The organism is Streptomyces altiplanensis, from assembly GCF_053591575.1.
In genome coordinates, this window is record NZ_JBSFUB010000020.1 from 46,827 (window position 1) to 62,628 (window position 15,802).

Below are 15,802 nucleotides of genomic sequence, written 5' to 3' on the forward strand. Positions count from 1 at the left end.
ATGCGGGCCGGCGCGGCTTCAGCGCGCCAGCCACCTCACCTCGTAGCCCCGCATGCCGAAGGAGTTCCCGTCGACCTCGGCCTGGACGGGCCGGTCGAGGGTGTTCACCACCAGGACGGTCTCGTCGTCGGCGAGGACGCGGACGTCGGATGCGTCGTCGGCGGCGACCCGCACCGCATCGTCGTACCGGGTGCCCGGCGGGAACTCCTTCGCGAACCGCGACAGCAGCTCCAGCATGGGCAGCGCCCCGCCGCCGTCGGCCAGCTGGGTGGAGCGCCACAGACAACCGGCGCACCGCGCGCCCCTGTTCTGCGGATTCCAGTAGAAGGCCGTGCTCGCGCCGCCGCGGGCCATCGCCATCAGCCCCGAGGCGTGCACGGCGACGCGGTGCGGTTCGCTCCAGCCGTCGCGGTCGTCGTCGTCGTCGCCCGGCTCGACGTAGTACTCCGCCCACCACACCGGCAGCCCGCCGGACCGGTCGCGGATCCACTCGCTCACCGCGGTCAGCTTGTCCGTGGCCCGGAACTCGTCGGGCAGCAACTCGTCGTCCCGGGTGTAGCTGGAGCCGTCGACGACGACGAAGTCGGCGCCCTTCTTGTTCTTGTTCCAGTAGGTGTAGGCGTCGAGGACCCGCTGGTCGACGCTGCCCCAGGGGCCCTTGAGAGCGGAGGCGTACGTCGTGTCACGCGGCTCGGAGCTGTCCATGACGAGGTACGGACCGCCGACGAGATTCTCCTCGTCGACCTTCTTCAGCTCGGCGTACACCAGGTTGTAGAGCTCGGTGTAACCCTCGTAGTTCCAGCGTTTGCGGCCGTCGTCGAAGAAGCCCTTGAACTCGTTCCAGACGATGAAGTGCCGTACGTCGGGGTAGCGTCTGGCCACGGTGCCGGCGAGCTTCGCGAAGTCCTCGTAGTGCTCGGGGCTCGGCGCGGTCTCCAGGGACCTCTTGCTCCAGTCGGTGTTGTCCGCCCCCGCCCTGCCGCCCTTCATCCAGTCGGGCGCGCAGCACAGCGTGATGACCGGGGTGCCGCCCGTCCTGCGGATCAGGTCGACGCGGCTGTCCAGCTCGTCGAACCGGTACCGGCCCGGAGAAGGCTCCGGGTTCTCCGCGCCCCACCCCATGATGTGCTGGATCTGGGGCAGGGGTGTCGCGGACAGCGTCTCCTCGGCTCTGCGCAGGGTGGCGGCGGTGCCCTCGTCGGCGCTGTACTGCGTGTGCGTGAAGCCCCAGCCGAGTGCGGACTCCGGCGCGGCCGACGGCACCACGGGGGTGCCGTGCACCTTGTCGCCGTCGGTGGTGGTGCCGGCGTCGCCGCCGCGGCTGTTCCCGTCGGGAAGAGTCGCGCACATCGTCAGTACGAGGGCGATCACGGCCACGCCCACGCCGATCAGCGCGGTGAACCGCCACCGCCTTGCCCCGGAGTCCCACCCATGGCGTCCCATCACCGGCCAGCGTATCGGCGGGGGGTGGCATTCCGGCAGGTATCAGAGGAACAGGCACGTAACGGCACGCCGCTCCGTGGAACGGATGAACGTGTGAAACCCGGGTGCACGGGGCGGTCCCGTGCCGGATCATGGGCGCCATGTCCGCACACCCTGAGGCCGCTCTGCCGATCCGGCTGAACGTCGACGACAGTGACTCGCCGTCGGACGTCGTCGACGCGCTGTTCCTCGGCCGCTTCGCGACGGGCGAGCAGCCGTACTCCCACAGCAAGTCGATCGACCGCGTCAAACCCGGCGCCACCCTCCTCCCGCCGTCCGCGAAGATCCTGCGCGCGGCCCGCGACGACGACCGCAGCGCGACCCTCGCCGAGGGCGAGGGATGGACGCTGCTGGTGTCCCGCTGGACCCGCGGCGCGGACGTCACCGTCACCGCCGTCACCTCGGATCTCGCGGAGGAGATCCTGAAGCAGGCCACGGACGGCGCGCAGGACGAACCCGAACCGCAGCCCGAGAACGTCACGATGGGCTTCTGGTACGTCTCCCCGCGCCGGGGCCCGCACCGCACCACCCGGCAGATCGCCGCCGGCGCGTGGGACGAGGTGCGGTCCAACTACACGGCGCCGGTGGCCGACGCCATGGACCGGCTGATGAAGGTGACACCGGACGACATCGCGGGCCGCCTGCTCCTGCTGCACGGCCCGCCCGGTACGGGCAAGACCTCCGCGCTGCGCACACTGGCCCGCTCGTGGCGGGACTGGTGCCAGGTCGACTGCGTACTGGACCCGGAGCGGCTCTTCAACGACGTCGGCTATCTGATGGACATCGCGATCGGCGAGGACGACGGCTCGGCGAAGGGGCGCTGGCGGCTGCTCCTGCTGGAGGACTGCGACGAGCTGATCAGGGGCGAGGCCAAGCACACGGCGGGCCAGGCGCTCTCCCGCCTGCTGAACCTGACGGACGGCCTGCTGGGCCAGGGCCGCAACGTCCTGGTCGGCGTCACCACCAACGAGGACCTGGAGCGTCTCCATCCGGCGGTGGTGCGGCCGGGGCGCTGCATGGCGCGCATCGAAGTCGGCCCGCTGACGCGCGCGGAGGCGGTGGACTGGCTCGGCAGGGAGGCCCACGGCCAGGAGGAAGCCGTCGGCCGCGACGGTGCGACGCTGGCGGAGCTGTACGCGCTGCGCCGCGGCAGTGGCCCGGCGTCGGTCCCGCCGCAGCACGAGGGCTCGGAGGCGGGCCTTTACCTGTAACCTCCGGCGGTTTCCCCCACCCCGCCCCCACCGCGCACCGCATCACGGCACCGCACTACGCCTCGTACGCCGCCCGCAGCGCGTCCTCGACCGCCGCCCGTGCGTCCGCCCGGCTGAGACCGAGCCGCCGGGCCCGCTCCGCGTACGCCTGCGCCGCCCCCGCCGCCTCCCTGCGAGCCGCATCCCCCGCCGCCGCGACGAACGTCCCGTTCCGCCCCCGCGTCTCGACCACCCCGTCGCTCTCCAGCGCGCGGTACGCCTTCGCGACGGTGTTCGCGGCCAGGCCCAGTTCTTCCGCGAGGCCGCGTACGGTCGGGAGTTTGCAGCCCACCGGCAGCGCACCGGAGCGGGCCTGTTCCGCGATCTGGGCGCGCAGTTGCTCGTACGGCGCGATACCCGCGTCCCCGTCAATGGCGATCTTCAAAGTCACGGTCCGATTGTCCCCCACGCGCGGAAAAAGGAGAGGCACCGGAGATCGGCCCGCGCATAGCCTGCCTCCCATGACGACGTTGACCGTTCGCGACTTCGTGCCCGCCGACACCGACGCCTGGGTCAGAGTGCGCCGTGCCGCCGTCCCCTTCATGGTCGTGACCCCGGAGTCCGTGGCCTTCGAGCGGAGCACCGCCCATCCGGACAAGAAGATGCGCATGCTGGTGGCCGAGCGGGACGGGGAGGTCATCGGCACGGCTTTCGCCGGTATCGCGTACGACAGCGCCGATCCGGGCCAGGCGTACGTCACCCCGTACATCCACCCCGACCACCGCGGCCGGGGCGCGGGGTCGCTGCTGCTGCGCGCGGCGGAGGAGCATCTCGACGCGGAGGGCGCCACGTCGGTCTACGCCTGGGTGGTGGACGCACCCCCCTCGCGCGCGTTCGCCGAGAGGCGCGGCTACCGGCCGACCCGCTCCCTGCACTTCCAACACCTCGACCTGGCGCAAGGGCCGCTCCCCCAGCGGCAGCCGCTCCCCGCCGGGGTGGAGCTCCGTACCGCCGCGGACTTCCTGGACGACCCGCGGCCGATGTTCGAGGCCGACGCGGAGACCACCTCCGACGAGCCGAGCGACATCAGCACGGACTTCACCGATTACGACGACTGGATCAACCACACCTGGAACAACCCGCTCCTCGACCACCGCCTCTCCACGGTCGTGGTGGCCGACGGACAGGTCGCGGCGTTCACGGCGGTCCACACGGACGGCCGCACCCGCTACTGGTCCGGCATGACCGGCACCCTGCGCGCCCACCGCAACCGGGGCTTCGCGAAGCTGGCCAAGACCGACTCCCTGCACCGCGCCCGCGCCGCCGGCTACACGGACGCGTACACGAGCAACGACGCGGACAACGGTCCGATGCTCGCCGTCAACCAGTGGTTCGGATACGAGATCTGCGCCTCGGAGGTACGCCATGTCCGCAAGCTCGGTTGAGATAGCCCTCGTCAAGGCAGGCCGTACGAAGATCCGCTACCCGGCGTCCGTGGTCTTCGACGACGGCACACACCTGGTGGTGCGGGCGCCGTGGGCGGCGCCGGGGGTACGGGACTTCGGCTTCGTACGGTTCGAGCCCGGCGACGTCTTCACGGAGCACTACTGGCGGGACCGGTGGTACGCCGTCAAGGAGGTCAGGACGGCGGACGGCACGCTGAAGGGCTGGTACTGCGACGTGACGCGCCCGGCGGTGGTGAGTGACGGCCGGGTGGAGGTCGAGGACCTGGACCTCGACCTGTGGCTGTCGGCGGACGGCTCCACCGTCCTGCGGCTGGACGAGGACGAGTTCGAGGCGAGCGGCCTGGCGGACCGCGATCCGCAGGCGGCGGCCGAGGCCCGTCGCGCACTCGACGCCCTGGAAGCCCTCGCCCGCCGCGGTCCGGGCTTCGCCGAGGCGCTCAGCCACTGAGGGGGGCTCAGCCGGTCGCCCCCACGTCATTGCCGGGGGCGCCGTCCCCCACCGGGGGCAGGTCGCCGCGCTCGGGCATCTCGTCCGCGCCGACGCCATCGCCGCTCCCCGGACTCTCCGGGAGCACCGCGTCCAGCTCCCGGTTGTCCGCCCGGTGCGCCTTCTCGGCGGCCTGCCGCAGGGTCTCGCGGTCCACGGTGCCCCGATCGGCGCCGACCCGCACCACATGCCCGTCGTACGCCCGCGCGTACTCGTGCGAGCTGCCCGAGGCGCGGTACCAGTGGTCGCCGTCCCGCTCGCACTCGCCTCCCTCACCGGCCCCGGACCGCGCCCCCGTGTCCGTCCCCGCCTCCGTCCTCGTCTCCATGGGCACTGGGGCGCAGTTCGTCTCGTCCAGCCTCCCCCGGTCCACTGTCAGCTGTATCTGTCCGCCGGTCCCCGGGGAGAAGTACGCGGCCGAGAAGCCGTCGTCGCCGATGACGCCGACGGACTGCTCGGCCGGCTCGTACCCGGGCACCTCGGTCACATAGATCAGCTCCAGGGCCGACTCCCCGGCCCGCGCCTGAAGTTCGGCGGACGCAGGAGCACCGGCCTTCTCCGTACCGCAGGCAGCGAGCACCGGCAAAAGCAGCAGAACGGCGAGCACCCGCGCACGCTTGCTCATGACGGTGTTCCCGGTACATCCGGTGTGCCCGTCGCCGGAAGGTGAACCGCTCGCGACCGGCCCTTCTCTTCGTGGGCGACGGAGTCACCGTCCTCGTGCCAGTGGACGACGAAGCGCTCCCCCGCCCGGTACGCGTCGAGGCCCGCGCGGCAGTAGGCGACCATGTCGGCGGGCAGGGCGCTCAGGGGGTGCCAGGCGAGCTCGGAGCACTTGTCCGGTTCCCGGTTGTACGGCTCGCCGCCGGCGCCGTACCGCGCCTCGAAGAACCAGCCCGTCCTGGGATTGCCGCCCGGCGCGCGGTGCTGCATGACCAGCGCCACGCGCAGGTCGTCCGGGGCCAGCGTGATGCCGATCTCCTCCTCCGCCTCGCGGATCATCGCCGCGCGGACGTCCTCGCCGTCCTCCACGTGTCCCGAGGGCCCGTTCAGCAGGCCGTCCGCGTACCCCGTGCCGGCCCGGCGGGCGAGCAGCACCTCGTCGCCCCGGCGGAGGATCAGGTGCACGTCGACCACTTCGGTGTGGCGGGGGCGCGGGGCCGGGCGGGCCACCACGGCGTAACGCTCGTCGTCGACGGTGCGGCCCCACAGGGACGGGTCGGCGGAAAGCCGTTCGTACCGGATGTGCGGGGCGAGCGGGGCGAGGGCGTCGGTCACCTCACACGCGGGGAGGCCCACGCCGTCCCACACCCCCTCGATCAGCAGCAGCCGCCCGCCGGGCCTCAGCAGCGAGCACCAGTGACGCAGGGCGGCGCCCGCGTCCGGCAGCAGCCACAGCACATGACGGGCCATCACCACGTCGAACTTCCGCTCCCCGACCGGCGGCCGGAAAGCGTCCCCGACGAGGACCTCGGCCTCTGCCGCTCCCGCCAGCTTGATCCGGGCGAGGTCCACCATCCGCGGCGAGCGGTCGATCCCGGTCACCCGGTGTCCCTGCTCGGCGGCGAGCAGGGACAGGCTGCCCGTACCGCAACCGAGGTCGAGCACCTCGGCCGGTCCGTCCTGCGGCAGCCACGCCCTCATCCTCGCCGCCCACGCCCCGCGCACGGCGGGGTCGAGCAGCCCGTGGTCCGGCTCCTGGTCGAAGGAGTCCGCGGTCGCGTCCCAGTCGGTCGTCCTCATGCGTCCGATCGTCGCAGCCGCCACCGACAATCGCTGACGATCAGCGGGACGCGTGGGCCGCAAATACCGGAGCGTTCAGTTCCGGACCGAGGCGGGCGGCCCGCGCCAGGAAGCCGGCCGCGCCCGGCCAGGACGCCTGCGCCGCGCCCGGCGGGCCGGCTCAGTGGCCGAAGCCCCGGGCGTCCGGACTCGGCGGCTCCTGCCCCGTCGGCGCCGGCAGCCGCTTGCGGTAGTGGAAGCGGTCGTACACGCCCTCCACCCGCCGCTCCACCAGCTCGTACCCGAACCGGGGGTACAGCTTCTGGTTCTCCCACATCTTCGCGTTCGTGTAGAGACGCACCTCCGGCAGCCCGAGCGAGAGCGCGTGCGCCTCGACGTACTCCAGCAGGCGGCGGCCCACCCCCTGCCCGTGGGCGTCGGGGTGGACCGCGATGCTGTCGAGGAAGAGGTGGTCCGCCTCGGGTACGAGCACCAGGACGCCCCGCACCGGGTCGCCCGTCACGAACACCCGCCCCGCCGCGACGTTCGCCGCGTGATCGGCTTCCATCGGGGCCGGCACGACGCCGATCCGTTCGATGTAGTGGTGGTAGGCCGCGTCGGTCACGGCCTTCACCCCCGGTACGTCGGCGGAGGTGGCGGGGCGGACGGTGTCGTCGGTCATGCCGACACGTTACGGCGACGGCTCGTCACCAGCTTCTTCAGCCAGGGCCAGGCCAGCAGGATCACGATCACGGCGTAGACCGTCACCGAGAAGGGGGTGTCGACCAGCCCCGTCGCGCTTCCGTCGCTGATCTGGAGCGCGCGCCGCAACTGCTGTTCCGCCGCCGGGCCGAGGATGACGCCGATCACCGCGGGCAGCACCGGCAGCCCGTACCGTCGCATGCCGAACCCGATCAGGCCGATGGCCAGCAGGATCACCAGGTCCAGCGCCTCGCCGCCCACCGCGTACGCTCCGACCGCCGCGAAGAAGAGGATCCCGGCGTAGAGGTACGGGCGCGGGATGCGCAGCAGCTTCGCCCAGAGGGGCGCCAGCGGCAGGTTGAGCAGGAGCAGCAGCACCATGCCGACGAAGAGCGAGGCGATCAGGCCCCACACCAGGTCGGGTTCGCGCTCGAAGAGGAGCGGTCCCGGCTGGATGCCGTACTGCTGGAAGGCGGCCAGCATGACGGCGGCGACGGCCGTCGTCGGCAGGCCGAGCGTCAGCATCGAGACGAGGGTGCCGGCGGCGGAGGCCGAGGCCGCCGACTCCGGTCCCGCCACGCCCTCGATCGCGCCCTTGCCGAACTGCTCCTTGTGCTTGGAGAGCCGCTTCTCGGTGACGTACGAGAGGAACGTCGGGATCTCCGCGCCTCCGGCCGGGATCGCGCCGAACGGGAAGCCGATGACGGGGCCGCGCAGCCAGGACTTCCAGGTGCGCCTGAGATCGGCCCCGCCGAGCCAGGGACGGCCGACCGGAATGGGTTCGGCGGCCGTGCGCCGCAGGTGCGCGGCGACCCACAGCGCCTCGCCGATCGCGAAGAGGCCGACCGCGACGATCACCACGTCGATGCCGTCGGCGAGCTGGAGCGAGCCGAAGGTGAGGCGCTGCTGGCCGGTCATCTGGTCCAGTCCGACGAGGCCGATGGTCAGACCGATCAGCAGCGACGCCGCGCCCCGGATGCGGGACGAGCCGAGCACGGACGTCACGGCGATGAACGCCAGCACCATGATCGCGAAGTAGTCCGGCGCGCCGATGTCCACCGCCAGCGAGGCGACGGTCGGGGCGAGCGCCACCAGCAGGACCGTGCCGATCATGCCGCCCGCGAAGTGGCCGATGGCGGCGGCCGCCAGCGCCTGCGCGCCGCGTCCCGCCTTCGCCATCGGGTTGCCCTCGATGGCCGCCACCACGGCCGCGCTCTCACCCGGGGTGTTGAGCAGGATGGAGGTCGTGGAGCCGCCGAACATGGCGCCGTAGTAGATGCCAGCGAACATGATGAACGCGCCGGTGGGCTCCAGCCCGTACGTCACGGGGAGCAGCAGGGCGACGGCCATCGCGGGTCCGATGCCGGGCAGGACGCCGATGGCGGTGCCGAGCAGGACGCCCAGCGCGGCCCAGAGCAGGTTGACCGGGGTGAGGGCCGTACCGAAGCCGTCGATAAGGGAGTTGAGGGAGTCCATGACTCAGAGCACCTCCATCAGGGGGCCACCGGGGAGCGGGACTCCGAGCAGGTTGTTGAAGACGAAGAAGGTGACGAGGGAGAGACCGGCCGCGATGAGCGGGTCCCGGTCGTAGTGGCGGCTGCCGAGGGCGTACGCCGATCCCCAGAAGAGCAGGGCTCCCGAGACGGGGAAGCCGAGCGGGCCGATGAGGACGGCGTTGCCGAGGAAGACCCCGGCGAGGAGCAGGACCGTACGCCAGTCACTCGGCTCGCTCAGGTCGATGTCCTCGCCGCCCTCGGCCTCGCCGCGGCCGCCGCGCAGGACGTCGGCGGCGAGGAGTACGGCGACGAGCAGCAGGGCGACGCCGACGACGACCGGAACGGTCCTCGGTCCGACGGGGCCGCGCTGGGTGATGTCGACGTCCATGGTGAGGGCGTCGGTGAGGACGAGAACGCCGAGCAGCAACAGCAGGGCACCGACGCCGAGTTCGGAGTGTTCGCGCAGCCATCCGCCGCGGCCGGCGGGCGCGGGGGTTTCGGTTCCGGTCGTCACAGCCCCAGCTCCTTCAGCACCGAGTCCACGCGCTCGTCCTGCTCGTCCAGGAAGTCGCCGAACTCCTCCCCGGTCAGGAACGCGTCGTCCCAGCCGTTCTTCTTCATCGACGCCTGCCACTCGGGCGAGGCGTGCAGTTTCTCGATCAGCGCGACGAGCTTGTCGCGCTCGGCGTCGGTGAGCCCCGGCGGCGCGACGATGCCGCGCCAGTTGGTGAACTCGGTGTCGAGGCCCGACTCGCGCAGGGTCGGGGCGTCGAGGCCCTTGACCCGCTCGGGGCCCGTGACAGCGAGCAGGCGCAGCTCCCCGGACTTGATCTGGTCGAGGTACTCGCCGACGCCCGAGACGCCGAAGGCGACCTTGTTGCCGAGGATGGAGGCGAGGAGCTCGCCGCCACCGTCGAAGGGGATGTAGTTGACGGACTTCGGCTCGATGCCCGCGGCCTTCGCCATCAGCATCGGGGCGAGATGGTCGGGCCCGCCGGGTGAGGAGCCGCCGCCCACGGGGAGCTTGGCGGGGTTCTTCCTCCAGGCGGCGACGAGGTCGTCGATGGTCTTGTACGGGGAGTTCTTGCCGACGACGACGATGTCCTGCTCTTCGGTGAGCCGGGCGATCGGTGTCGTGTCGCCCAGCGTCCTGGGCGACTTGTTGGTGTGTACGGCGCCGACGACACCGAGCCCCATCGACATGGCGAGCTTGCCGTTGCCGTGTTCGCCGACGAGCCGGGTGAGACCGACGGTGCCGCCGGCGCCCGGCAGGTTGAACACCTCGATGTTGTGGGTGAGTCCGGCGTCCTCGGCGTTCTTCGCGGCCGTACGGGCCGTGATGTCGTAACCGCCGCCGGGGGTATTGGGAACCATGAAGCGCAGGCCGGGGATCTGCGTGCCGGTGTCGGCGCCGCTGCCTGTCGTGAGCAGCGGCGGCCCCACCAGTACCAGCAGTGCCGCCCCGAGCAGGGCGAGGGGAGTGCGCACGCGCACCTGGGCCACCACCTGTCCGTTTGAACTGGGAATTCAGGGAAATTTGTGAAGTGGCCCACATGTTGCCCGCACGTTAACAAGCTGTCTCCCTTCCGCAATCAACGGACGTTGTGGTCGTTGTGGTCGCGCCCTAGCCTTGCGCGGTGACCAAGGTGCTGGTGGTGGACGACGACTTCATGGTCGCGAAGCTGCACAGCCGCTGCGTGTCCGCGATGGACGGTTTCACGGTCGTCGGAGTGGCGCACAGCGGTGCCGAGGCGCTGCGCGCGGCCGAACGGCTCCGCCCCGATCTGGTCCTGCTCGACGTGTATCTGCCCGACATGGACGGGATCAGTGTGCTGCGCGAGCTGCGCGCGGCGGAGGAGCGGGCCGCCGGCACGGAGGACAGGCACACCGTGGACGCGCTGTTCATCACGGCCGCCCGCGATGCCGGGATCATCAGGGCCGCGCTGCGGGCCGGCGCCCTGCACTATCTGATCAAGCCGTTCAACCGGGCAGCCCTTCAGGAGCAGCTGCGGCACGTGGCGTCGGTGCGTACCCGCTTCGACGAACTCGCCGAGCAGGGCGAGGCGCGCCAGGCGGACGTCGACCAGATCTTCGGTCCCCGCCCGCCGGGCTCGCGCGAGCTGCCGAAGGGCCTCGCGGCGCCCACGGCGGAGCTGGTCGAGCGCACCTTGCGCGAGCACCCCTCGGGTCTTTCCGCCACCGAGTGCGCCGAGTCCGGATCGCTGTCCCGCGTCAGCGCACGCCGCTACCTGGAGTTCTTCGCGGACACGGGCCGCGCCGAGGTGACGCTGCGGTACGGCGGGACGGGGCGGCCGGAGCGCCGCTACCGGTGGATCGGCTGACGGTTCTTAACCATCGCTGACTTCGCAATGAAGTCATGCGCGCGGAGCAGTGACCGTGTGGCCGGGAAGCACGAAGGCCCCGGACAGAGTCTCCGGGTCCTTCTTCCGTGACCGTCAGGTCCCTTGGCGGCCCGTCAGGGAGCCAATGAGCCGACGGCAGCGAGAATGGCATCCCAGGGCAGCCCGCGCCCACCAGTTCCCTCGCGCGGCTCGTACAGCGGCCAGACGTCCGGCCCGTACACCAGCCGGACATCCGCTTCGCGAAGCGTGTCGATGTGCCGCCGCCACGCGGGATGGCGGGCGTGGGCAGCGTTGACGCGCGGGAAGACGACGACCGGCAGGTCCAGGGTGCCGATCGCCTCGCCCACCTGCGTGAGTGCCTGGTTGTCCGCGATACCCGCAGCCAGCTTGGCCACGGTGTTCGCGCTCGCCGGGGCGACGACGAAGCAGTCCACGGGAGGGTGCGGCCGCGCCTCGCCCGGAAGCCGCGGGGTGACCCGTACGGGCAACCCGGTCAGCTTCTCCAGTTCCTCGACCTCCCCGATGGACCGCAGCCACTCGCCGGCCGTCGGTGTCAGGGTCACCGCGACCCGCCAACCGCGTTCGACAGCGGGTTCGACCAGACCAGTCCGCAGGCTTTCCACCCCGTCGGCCCCCGTGCCGACAACACCGAGCACTCCGCGCGTATGCGTACTCACCGACTTACTGCACCGCCTTGCATCGCTGCGCCATGACGAACACCTCGGACGAGCGGGCACGGCCGCTCACGGACGACTGCCTGATGAGATCCCGCAGCGTCTCCCGCACACGGGGATTGTTCCGTACGAGCTGCGGGGACGTGCGCTGGGCCGTGCACAACTCGGTGAAAGCGTCGTCTCCACGGCCTGCCAGGGTGAGCGCGCGGGCGCAGTCGATGCGAGGTGAGACACCGTGTTCAGGCTGCGTGAGGTCCACGTCCGGCATGCTGGCCTGCGGGTCGTGCTCCGTCTCCCACCCAGTAGGTGGCACCGCTGCGGAGGGTGGCCAGAGCTATCACGGACGCCTCGTCGTCACCGGCCAACAACGATTCCAGCAGATGCCGTTCCATGGTCACCCCCGCCTGGATCCTGCGGTACAGCAGCCAGGTACCGCAACCCCAGCAACCACCCGCGTCCGGTAGCGCCCCTCCGGGGCCTGGTAGCGGCCGGAATGGCCGTCACTGACCGACCCGGCCAGAGTTACGGATCAGAAGGTTCGGCGCACCGGTCCGTCCTGAAGCGCGACGGGGCTAGGATCGCAGCGGGCGAAGCCGTAGCGCAGGGGTGGTCGCGCGCGGTCTCCAAAACCGCGAGGACGCCGGTTCGAATCCGGTCGGCTTGGCCTGCCCCCGCTACGCGTCCAGGACGACGGACGTCCGTGCCGGACATGCGCCAGAACAGTGGGCGACCGGGACGGCCTTTCCGCAGCTCAAGCATCCTGTATCAACATGCGTGCCCGGTGATTCCCAAGCTCAGGGCTCAAGCTCTCGGCCCAGGGCTCATGCAAGGGGCCGCTCAGCGTGTGGATCTCCATGGGGGTCTCGGCGCGCTCGGAATGTCACGGGGCGCCGGTCGTGCGCTCTCGCTGCGTGGAGGGAAGTCAACCCACCCTGTTGAGGTGTCCGTAGGCGAGAACAAAGCTGGCTTCAGGGGGCGCGGTGGGTGAGTGGAAGCAGGGTAAGTGCGGGTGGCCTCTCAAGGGCGGAGGCCGCTGTTCGAACTTGACCATGAAAGACACCTCCCGGTGCTGGCGACACCAAGGGGAGTGGACCAAGCGGGGGCAGGCGGAGCGGAAGAAGGCCGGCAGGCGCCGCAAGCAGTGAACCGTGTTGTGCAGCAGGGCCAGAAAGGGCACCGGTCCGCGCCCAGCACCAGCGGGCATCGATCACTACTGGGCGCCCCCGCGTGTGAAGTGCGTCGGCTCTTGACCTGAGTCCTACGTTTGCGCGGGTCAGAGTCGATTTCAGCCACTGACTACCCATGCCCTCCGAAGTCGCTGCTGTATGGCATCGGTTCGCTCTTCCGAGGTGAGCGGTCTCCTGAGAACCCGTCATTACAACGTCGGCGACTCGTCGGCCCGCCCCTACGCGTCGCTCCATCAGGTCGACGCCTCGACGCCTCGACGTCCGACTCGTCCATCTGATTTCGAGCGGGTGCCGAGTTCATCCGCGAGGAGCCCCACGGGAGCCGAACAGGGAGCCGAACAGGGAGCCGCCCCGGGCGACATCAGGTGACTCCGCCTGGACTCCCACGGACGGTCAACCCTGGACTCGCTGCTGAGCGGGCTCCTGTGGCCTCGTCTTCCTGAGCCCCTTCTTAGCGTCGTCTTAAAGGCACCATAAGGATCGGCGTCCCCCGCCTCGGGCAGGGGATTTCGCTGTTTCCGGGGGCTAGCGTGCTGATCGCCGGGGCGGGGTTCAGCCCGTCGGCGCCGCTTGTTCTCGGAGGGCCGCTCCGCCGGGCTCGATCCCCGCCCCGCGCCCCAGGTGTCCCCACCGCAAGGAGAACGTTCCGATGACCGCTCGTCGCACGGACCGCAAGGGCAGCAAGAACAGCAAGGCTGCCGTAATCGCCGCCCTCGGCATCGCGCCGCTCGCGCTGACCGCCCTGTCGGCCGTTCCGGCCTCCGCCCACGGTTCGATGACGGACCCGGTCTCCCGGGTGTCGGCCTGTTACGCGGAGGGCCCGGAGAGCCCCGACTCGGCGGCGTGCAAGGCGGCGGTCGCGGCCGGCGGTGTGCAGGCGCTCTACGACTGGAACGCGGTCAACATCGCGAACGCCGCCGGGAACCACAGGCAGCTGATACCGGACGGCGAGCTGTGCAGCGCCGGCAACGACAAGTACAAGGGCCTGGACCTGGCGCGTGCCGACTGGCCGTCGTCGAAGCTGGCCGCCGGCAAGCACACCTTCCGTTACAAGGGCACGGCTCCGCACAAGGGCTCGTTCGAGCTGTACGTCACCAAGGACGGCTACGACCCGACGAAGCCGCTGAAGTGGTCCGACCTGGAGGAGAAGCCCTTCGCCGCCGTCACGGACCCGAAGATGGAGAACGGCGACTACGTCTTCGACGGTACGGTCCCGAACAAGTCGGGCCGTCACCTCGTCTACAGCGTCTGGCAGCGCTCGGACAGCCCCGAGGCCTTCTACACCTGCTCCGACGTGGTCTTCGGCAAGGACACCGGCGGGTCGGGCACCGCCCCGGCGCCGATCGCGTCCGCCCCCACCGATCAGGAGGTCGCGGACGGTGCCGGCAAGTCGTCCGTGGAGCACAACGGCCACGGTGACGACGACCACGAGACCGGCGCCGGGGTGACGGCCCCGGCCACCGACCAGGCCACCGACCAGGGCGCCGGCCAGGAGGCGGGTCAGGCGGGCCGGGACACCGGTGAAGACACGGGTGAAGACTCCTCCCCGCCTGCCACGGGCCGGTCCGCCGACGAGCCCGCCGCCAACGCGCCGGAGGCGAACGGCACCGGCGCCGCGCGGCCGGTCGCCGCCGCCGCCGGTGAGAACCTGGCCGAGACCGGTGGCGACAGCACCACCCCGTACATCGCGATCGGCGGCGCCGCCGCCCTCGCCGTCGGCGCCGCGGTGATGTTCGGCTCCGTCCGCCGCAAGGCCGCCCGCCGCTGACCCGGCCCCGGCACCAGCACCAGCACCAGCACCAGCACCAGCACCAGCACCAGCAGCCCCGGTCGGCCGTACGACCGCCGCCGCCCCCGCCTCGTTTCCCGGGCGGGGGCGGCGGCTCTGCGGCAGCCGTCGGGCGACGGCGCCGGTGGTCCCGGTCTCAGCCGATCGGCCCAGCCCCGCCTGCGCGAACGCCGAGGGCCCCCGAGCGTGGGGGCATGACTTTCGTCGACGAGGTGAAGACCGCAGTCACGCCAAGGGCCGCACTGCTCGTCACAGGTGTGCTCGCCCTGCAACTGCTGTTCATCACGTCCTACGTGGGAGCGCTGCACAGCCCGAAGCTCCGGGACGTGCCCTTCGGCGTCGTCGCCCCCGAGCAGTCGGCCGCGCGCCTCGTCGGCCGGCTCCAGAGCCTCCCGGGCGACCCCCTGGACCCGCGCACGGTCCCGGACGAGGCCACCGCCCGCCGGCAGATCATGAACCGTGAGATCAACGGCGCCCTGATCGTCTCCCCCACCTCGAAGACCGACACCCTGCTGGTCGCCTCCGGCGGAGGCACCGTGCTGTCCTCGGCCCTGACCGCGCTCATCACCAAGGTCGAGGCGTCCCAGCAGCGCACCGTGGAAACCGTGGACGTGGCCCCGGCCTCGGACCGGGACTTCAACGGCCTCTCCGCCTTCTACCTGGTCGTGGGGTGGTGTGTCGGGGGCTACCTCTGCGCCTCGATCCTGGCGATCAGCGCGGGCTCCCGGCCCGCCAACAGGGAGCGAGCACTGATCAGGCTCGGCTCCATGGCGCTCTACTCGATCGCGGGCGGGCTCGGCGGCGCGATCATCGTCGGCCCAGTCCTCGGCGCCCTGCCCGGCAGCCTCGTGGCCCTGTGGGGTCTCGGCTCCCTGCTCGTCTTCTCCGTCGGCGCGATCACGCTCGCCCTCCAGGCGCTCACCGGCGTCGTGGGGATCGGCCTGGCTGTGCTGATCGTCGTGATCGCGGGCAATCCGAGCGCGGGCGGGGCGTTCCCGCTGCCGATGCTGCCGCCCTTCTGGGAGACGATCGGCCCCGCCCTGCCGCCGGGCGCGGGCACCTGGGCGGCGCGCTCGATCGCGTACTTCCGGGGCAACGCGGTCTCCGGACCGCTTCAGGTCCTCAGCATCTGGGCGATCGCGGGCACCGTCATCACCCTGATCATGGCCTCGCTGCGCAGACCGGACACGGACGGCTCCCTCCCGTCCGGCACGTGAGGACCGGCCCCTGGGCAGCGCCCCGTC

Annotated in this window: 16 protein-coding genes and 1 tRNA gene; 7 read left to right on the forward strand and 10 right to left on the reverse strand. The window is 71.3% G+C overall.

Going from position 1 to position 15,802, the window contains the following annotated elements:
- Positions 1 to 18 precede the first annotated feature (18 nt).
- Positions 19 to 1,443 (reverse strand): xylan 1,4-beta-xylosidase, encoded by a 1,425-nt coding sequence (locus tag ACWD0Y_RS12635; protein ID WP_450260344.1) that lies wholly within the window; start codon positions 1,441 to 1,443, stop codon positions 19 to 21.
- Between the two features lie 140 nt (positions 1,444 to 1,583).
- On the opposite strand from ACWD0Y_RS12635, the gene ACWD0Y_RS12640 reads away from it, so the two are divergent.
- The gene (locus ACWD0Y_RS12640; protein ID WP_450260345.1) at positions 1,584 to 2,693 is read left to right on the forward strand and encodes a DUF5925 domain-containing protein; all 1,110 of its coding nucleotides are present in this window, start codon (positions 1,584 to 1,586) and stop codon (positions 2,691 to 2,693) included.
- A 55-nt stretch (positions 2,694 to 2,748) separates the two neighbouring features.
- On the opposite strand, the gene ACWD0Y_RS12645 is transcribed toward ACWD0Y_RS12640, so the two are convergent.
- On the reverse strand, positions 2,749 to 3,123 hold the full coding sequence (locus ACWD0Y_RS12645; RefSeq protein ID WP_450260346.1) for a GntR family transcriptional regulator: 375 nt from the start codon (positions 3,121 to 3,123) through the stop codon (positions 2,749 to 2,751).
- Positions 3,124 to 3,193: 70 nt separating this feature from the next.
- Between ACWD0Y_RS12645 and ACWD0Y_RS12650 the strand changes: the two genes are divergently transcribed.
- Both ACWD0Y_RS12650 and ACWD0Y_RS12655 read left to right on the forward strand, forming a co-directional pair.
- Positions 3,194 to 4,117, forward strand: coding sequence for a GNAT family N-acetyltransferase (locus ACWD0Y_RS12650; RefSeq protein WP_450260347.1), 924 nt, complete (start codon positions 3,194 to 3,196; stop codon positions 4,115 to 4,117).
- Positions 4,098 to 4,586 (forward strand): DUF402 domain-containing protein, encoded by a 489-nt coding sequence (locus tag ACWD0Y_RS12655; protein WP_450260348.1) that lies wholly within the window; start codon positions 4,098 to 4,100, stop codon positions 4,584 to 4,586. The genes ACWD0Y_RS12650 and ACWD0Y_RS12655 overlap by 20 nt, the downstream gene beginning before the upstream one ends.
- Positions 4,587 to 4,593: 7 nt before the next feature.
- On the opposite strand, the gene ACWD0Y_RS12660 is transcribed toward ACWD0Y_RS12655, so the two are convergent.
- The 6 genes from ACWD0Y_RS12660 to ACWD0Y_RS12685 all read right to left on the reverse strand — a co-directional run bounded on the left by ACWD0Y_RS12660 (position 4,594) and on the right by ACWD0Y_RS12685 (position 10,039).
- Positions 4,594 to 5,250 carry a hypothetical protein gene (locus ACWD0Y_RS12660; RefSeq protein ID WP_450260349.1) on the reverse strand — a complete coding sequence of 219 codons (657 nt, stop codon included), beginning with the start codon at positions 5,248 to 5,250 and terminating at the stop codon, positions 4,594 to 4,596.
- A complete protein-coding gene (locus ACWD0Y_RS12665; protein ID WP_450260350.1) occupies positions 5,247 to 6,368 on the reverse strand; it encodes a methyltransferase domain-containing protein in 1,122 nt (373 codons plus the stop codon). The genes ACWD0Y_RS12660 and ACWD0Y_RS12665 overlap by 4 nt, the downstream gene beginning before the upstream one ends.
- A 160-nt stretch (positions 6,369 to 6,528) precedes the next feature.
- The gene (locus ACWD0Y_RS12670) at positions 6,529 to 7,029 is read right to left on the reverse strand and encodes a GNAT family N-acetyltransferase (protein ID WP_450260351.1); all 501 of its coding nucleotides are present in this window, start codon (positions 7,027 to 7,029) and stop codon (positions 6,529 to 6,531) included.
- Entirely contained in the window at positions 7,026 to 8,525 is a 1,500-nt protein-coding gene (locus tag ACWD0Y_RS12675) for a tripartite tricarboxylate transporter permease (RefSeq protein WP_450260352.1), read from the reverse strand. Before ACWD0Y_RS12675 ends, ACWD0Y_RS12670 begins: the two co-directional genes overlap by 4 nt.
- Before the next feature lie 3 nt (positions 8,526 to 8,528).
- Complete coding sequence (locus ACWD0Y_RS12680; RefSeq protein WP_450260353.1) at positions 8,529 to 9,059, reverse strand: tripartite tricarboxylate transporter TctB family protein; 531 nt, start codon at positions 9,057 to 9,059, stop codon at positions 8,529 to 8,531.
- Positions 9,056 to 10,039 carry a Bug family tripartite tricarboxylate transporter substrate binding protein gene (locus ACWD0Y_RS12685; protein ID WP_450260354.1) on the reverse strand — a complete coding sequence of 328 codons (984 nt, stop codon included), beginning with the start codon at positions 10,037 to 10,039 and terminating at the stop codon, positions 9,056 to 9,058. Before ACWD0Y_RS12685 ends, ACWD0Y_RS12680 begins: the two co-directional genes overlap by 4 nt.
- 143 nt (positions 10,040 to 10,182) lie before the next feature.
- On the opposite strand from ACWD0Y_RS12685, the gene ACWD0Y_RS12690 reads away from it, so the two are divergent.
- Positions 10,183 to 10,887 carry a response regulator gene (locus tag ACWD0Y_RS12690; protein WP_450260355.1) on the forward strand — a complete coding sequence of 235 codons (705 nt, stop codon included), beginning with the start codon at positions 10,183 to 10,185 and terminating at the stop codon, positions 10,885 to 10,887.
- Between the two features lie 134 nt (positions 10,888 to 11,021).
- Here the strand turns inward: ACWD0Y_RS12690 and ACWD0Y_RS12695 are convergent, their stop codons facing one another.
- A complete protein-coding gene (locus ACWD0Y_RS12695; protein ID WP_450260356.1) occupies positions 11,022 to 11,585 on the reverse strand; it encodes a flavoprotein in 564 nt (187 codons plus the stop codon).
- Between the two features lie 4 nt (positions 11,586 to 11,589).
- Positions 11,590 to 11,841, reverse strand: coding sequence for a hypothetical protein (locus tag ACWD0Y_RS12700; RefSeq protein ID WP_450260357.1), 252 nt, complete (start codon positions 11,839 to 11,841; stop codon positions 11,590 to 11,592).
- A gap of 330 nt (positions 11,842 to 12,171) precedes the next feature.
- Here ACWD0Y_RS12700 and ACWD0Y_RS12705 point away from each other — a divergent pair.
- The 3 genes from ACWD0Y_RS12705 (at position 12,172) to ACWD0Y_RS12715 (ending at position 15,775) form a co-directional block, all read left to right on the forward strand.
- A tRNA-Trp gene (locus tag ACWD0Y_RS12705) sits at positions 12,172 to 12,246 on the forward strand.
- 1,172 nt (positions 12,247 to 13,418) lie between these two features.
- Entirely contained in the window at positions 13,419 to 14,537 is a 1,119-nt protein-coding gene (locus ACWD0Y_RS12710; RefSeq protein ID WP_450260358.1) for a lytic polysaccharide monooxygenase auxiliary activity family 9 protein, read from the forward strand.
- 215 nt (positions 14,538 to 14,752) lie between these two features.
- Positions 14,753 to 15,775 carry a DUF3533 domain-containing protein gene (locus ACWD0Y_RS12715; protein ID WP_450260359.1) on the forward strand — a complete coding sequence of 341 codons (1,023 nt, stop codon included), beginning with the start codon at positions 14,753 to 14,755 and terminating at the stop codon, positions 15,773 to 15,775.
- Positions 15,776 to 15,802 lie beyond the last annotated feature (27 nt).

Excerpts from the sequence above, each read along its gene's own strand:
- ACWD0Y_RS12660 (WP_450260349.1), bottom strand. The coding sequence starts at position 5,250 with ATGAGCAAGCGTGCGCGGGTGCTCGCCGTTCTGCTGCTTTTGCCGGTG.
- ACWD0Y_RS12650 (WP_450260347.1), top strand. The coding sequence starts at position 3,194 with ATGACGACGTTGACCGTTCGCGACTTCGTGCCCGCCGACACCGACGCC.
- ACWD0Y_RS12640 (WP_450260345.1), top strand. The coding sequence starts at position 1,584 with ATGTCCGCACACCCTGAGGCCGCTCTGCCGATCCGGCTGAACGTCGAC.
- ACWD0Y_RS12670 (WP_450260351.1), bottom strand. The coding sequence starts at position 7,029 with ATGACCGACGACACCGTCCGCCCCGCCACCTCCGCCGACGTACCGGGG.
- ACWD0Y_RS12715 (WP_450260359.1), top strand. The coding sequence starts at position 14,753 with ATGACTTTCGTCGACGAGGTGAAGACCGCAGTCACGCCAAGGGCCGCA.
- ACWD0Y_RS12635 (WP_450260344.1), bottom strand. The coding sequence starts at position 1,443 with ATGGGACGCCATGGGTGGGACTCCGGGGCAAGGCGGTGGCGGTTCACC.
- ACWD0Y_RS12655 (WP_450260348.1), top strand. The coding sequence starts at position 4,098 with ATGTCCGCAAGCTCGGTTGAGATAGCCCTCGTCAAGGCAGGCCGTACG.
- ACWD0Y_RS12675 (WP_450260352.1), bottom strand. The coding sequence starts at position 8,525 with ATGGACTCCCTCAACTCCCTTATCGACGGCTTCGGTACGGCCCTCACC.
- ACWD0Y_RS12710 (WP_450260358.1), top strand. The coding sequence starts at position 13,419 with ATGACCGCTCGTCGCACGGACCGCAAGGGCAGCAAGAACAGCAAGGCT.
- ACWD0Y_RS12665 (WP_450260350.1), bottom strand. The coding sequence starts at position 6,368 with ATGAGGACGACCGACTGGGACGCGACCGCGGACTCCTTCGACCAGGAG.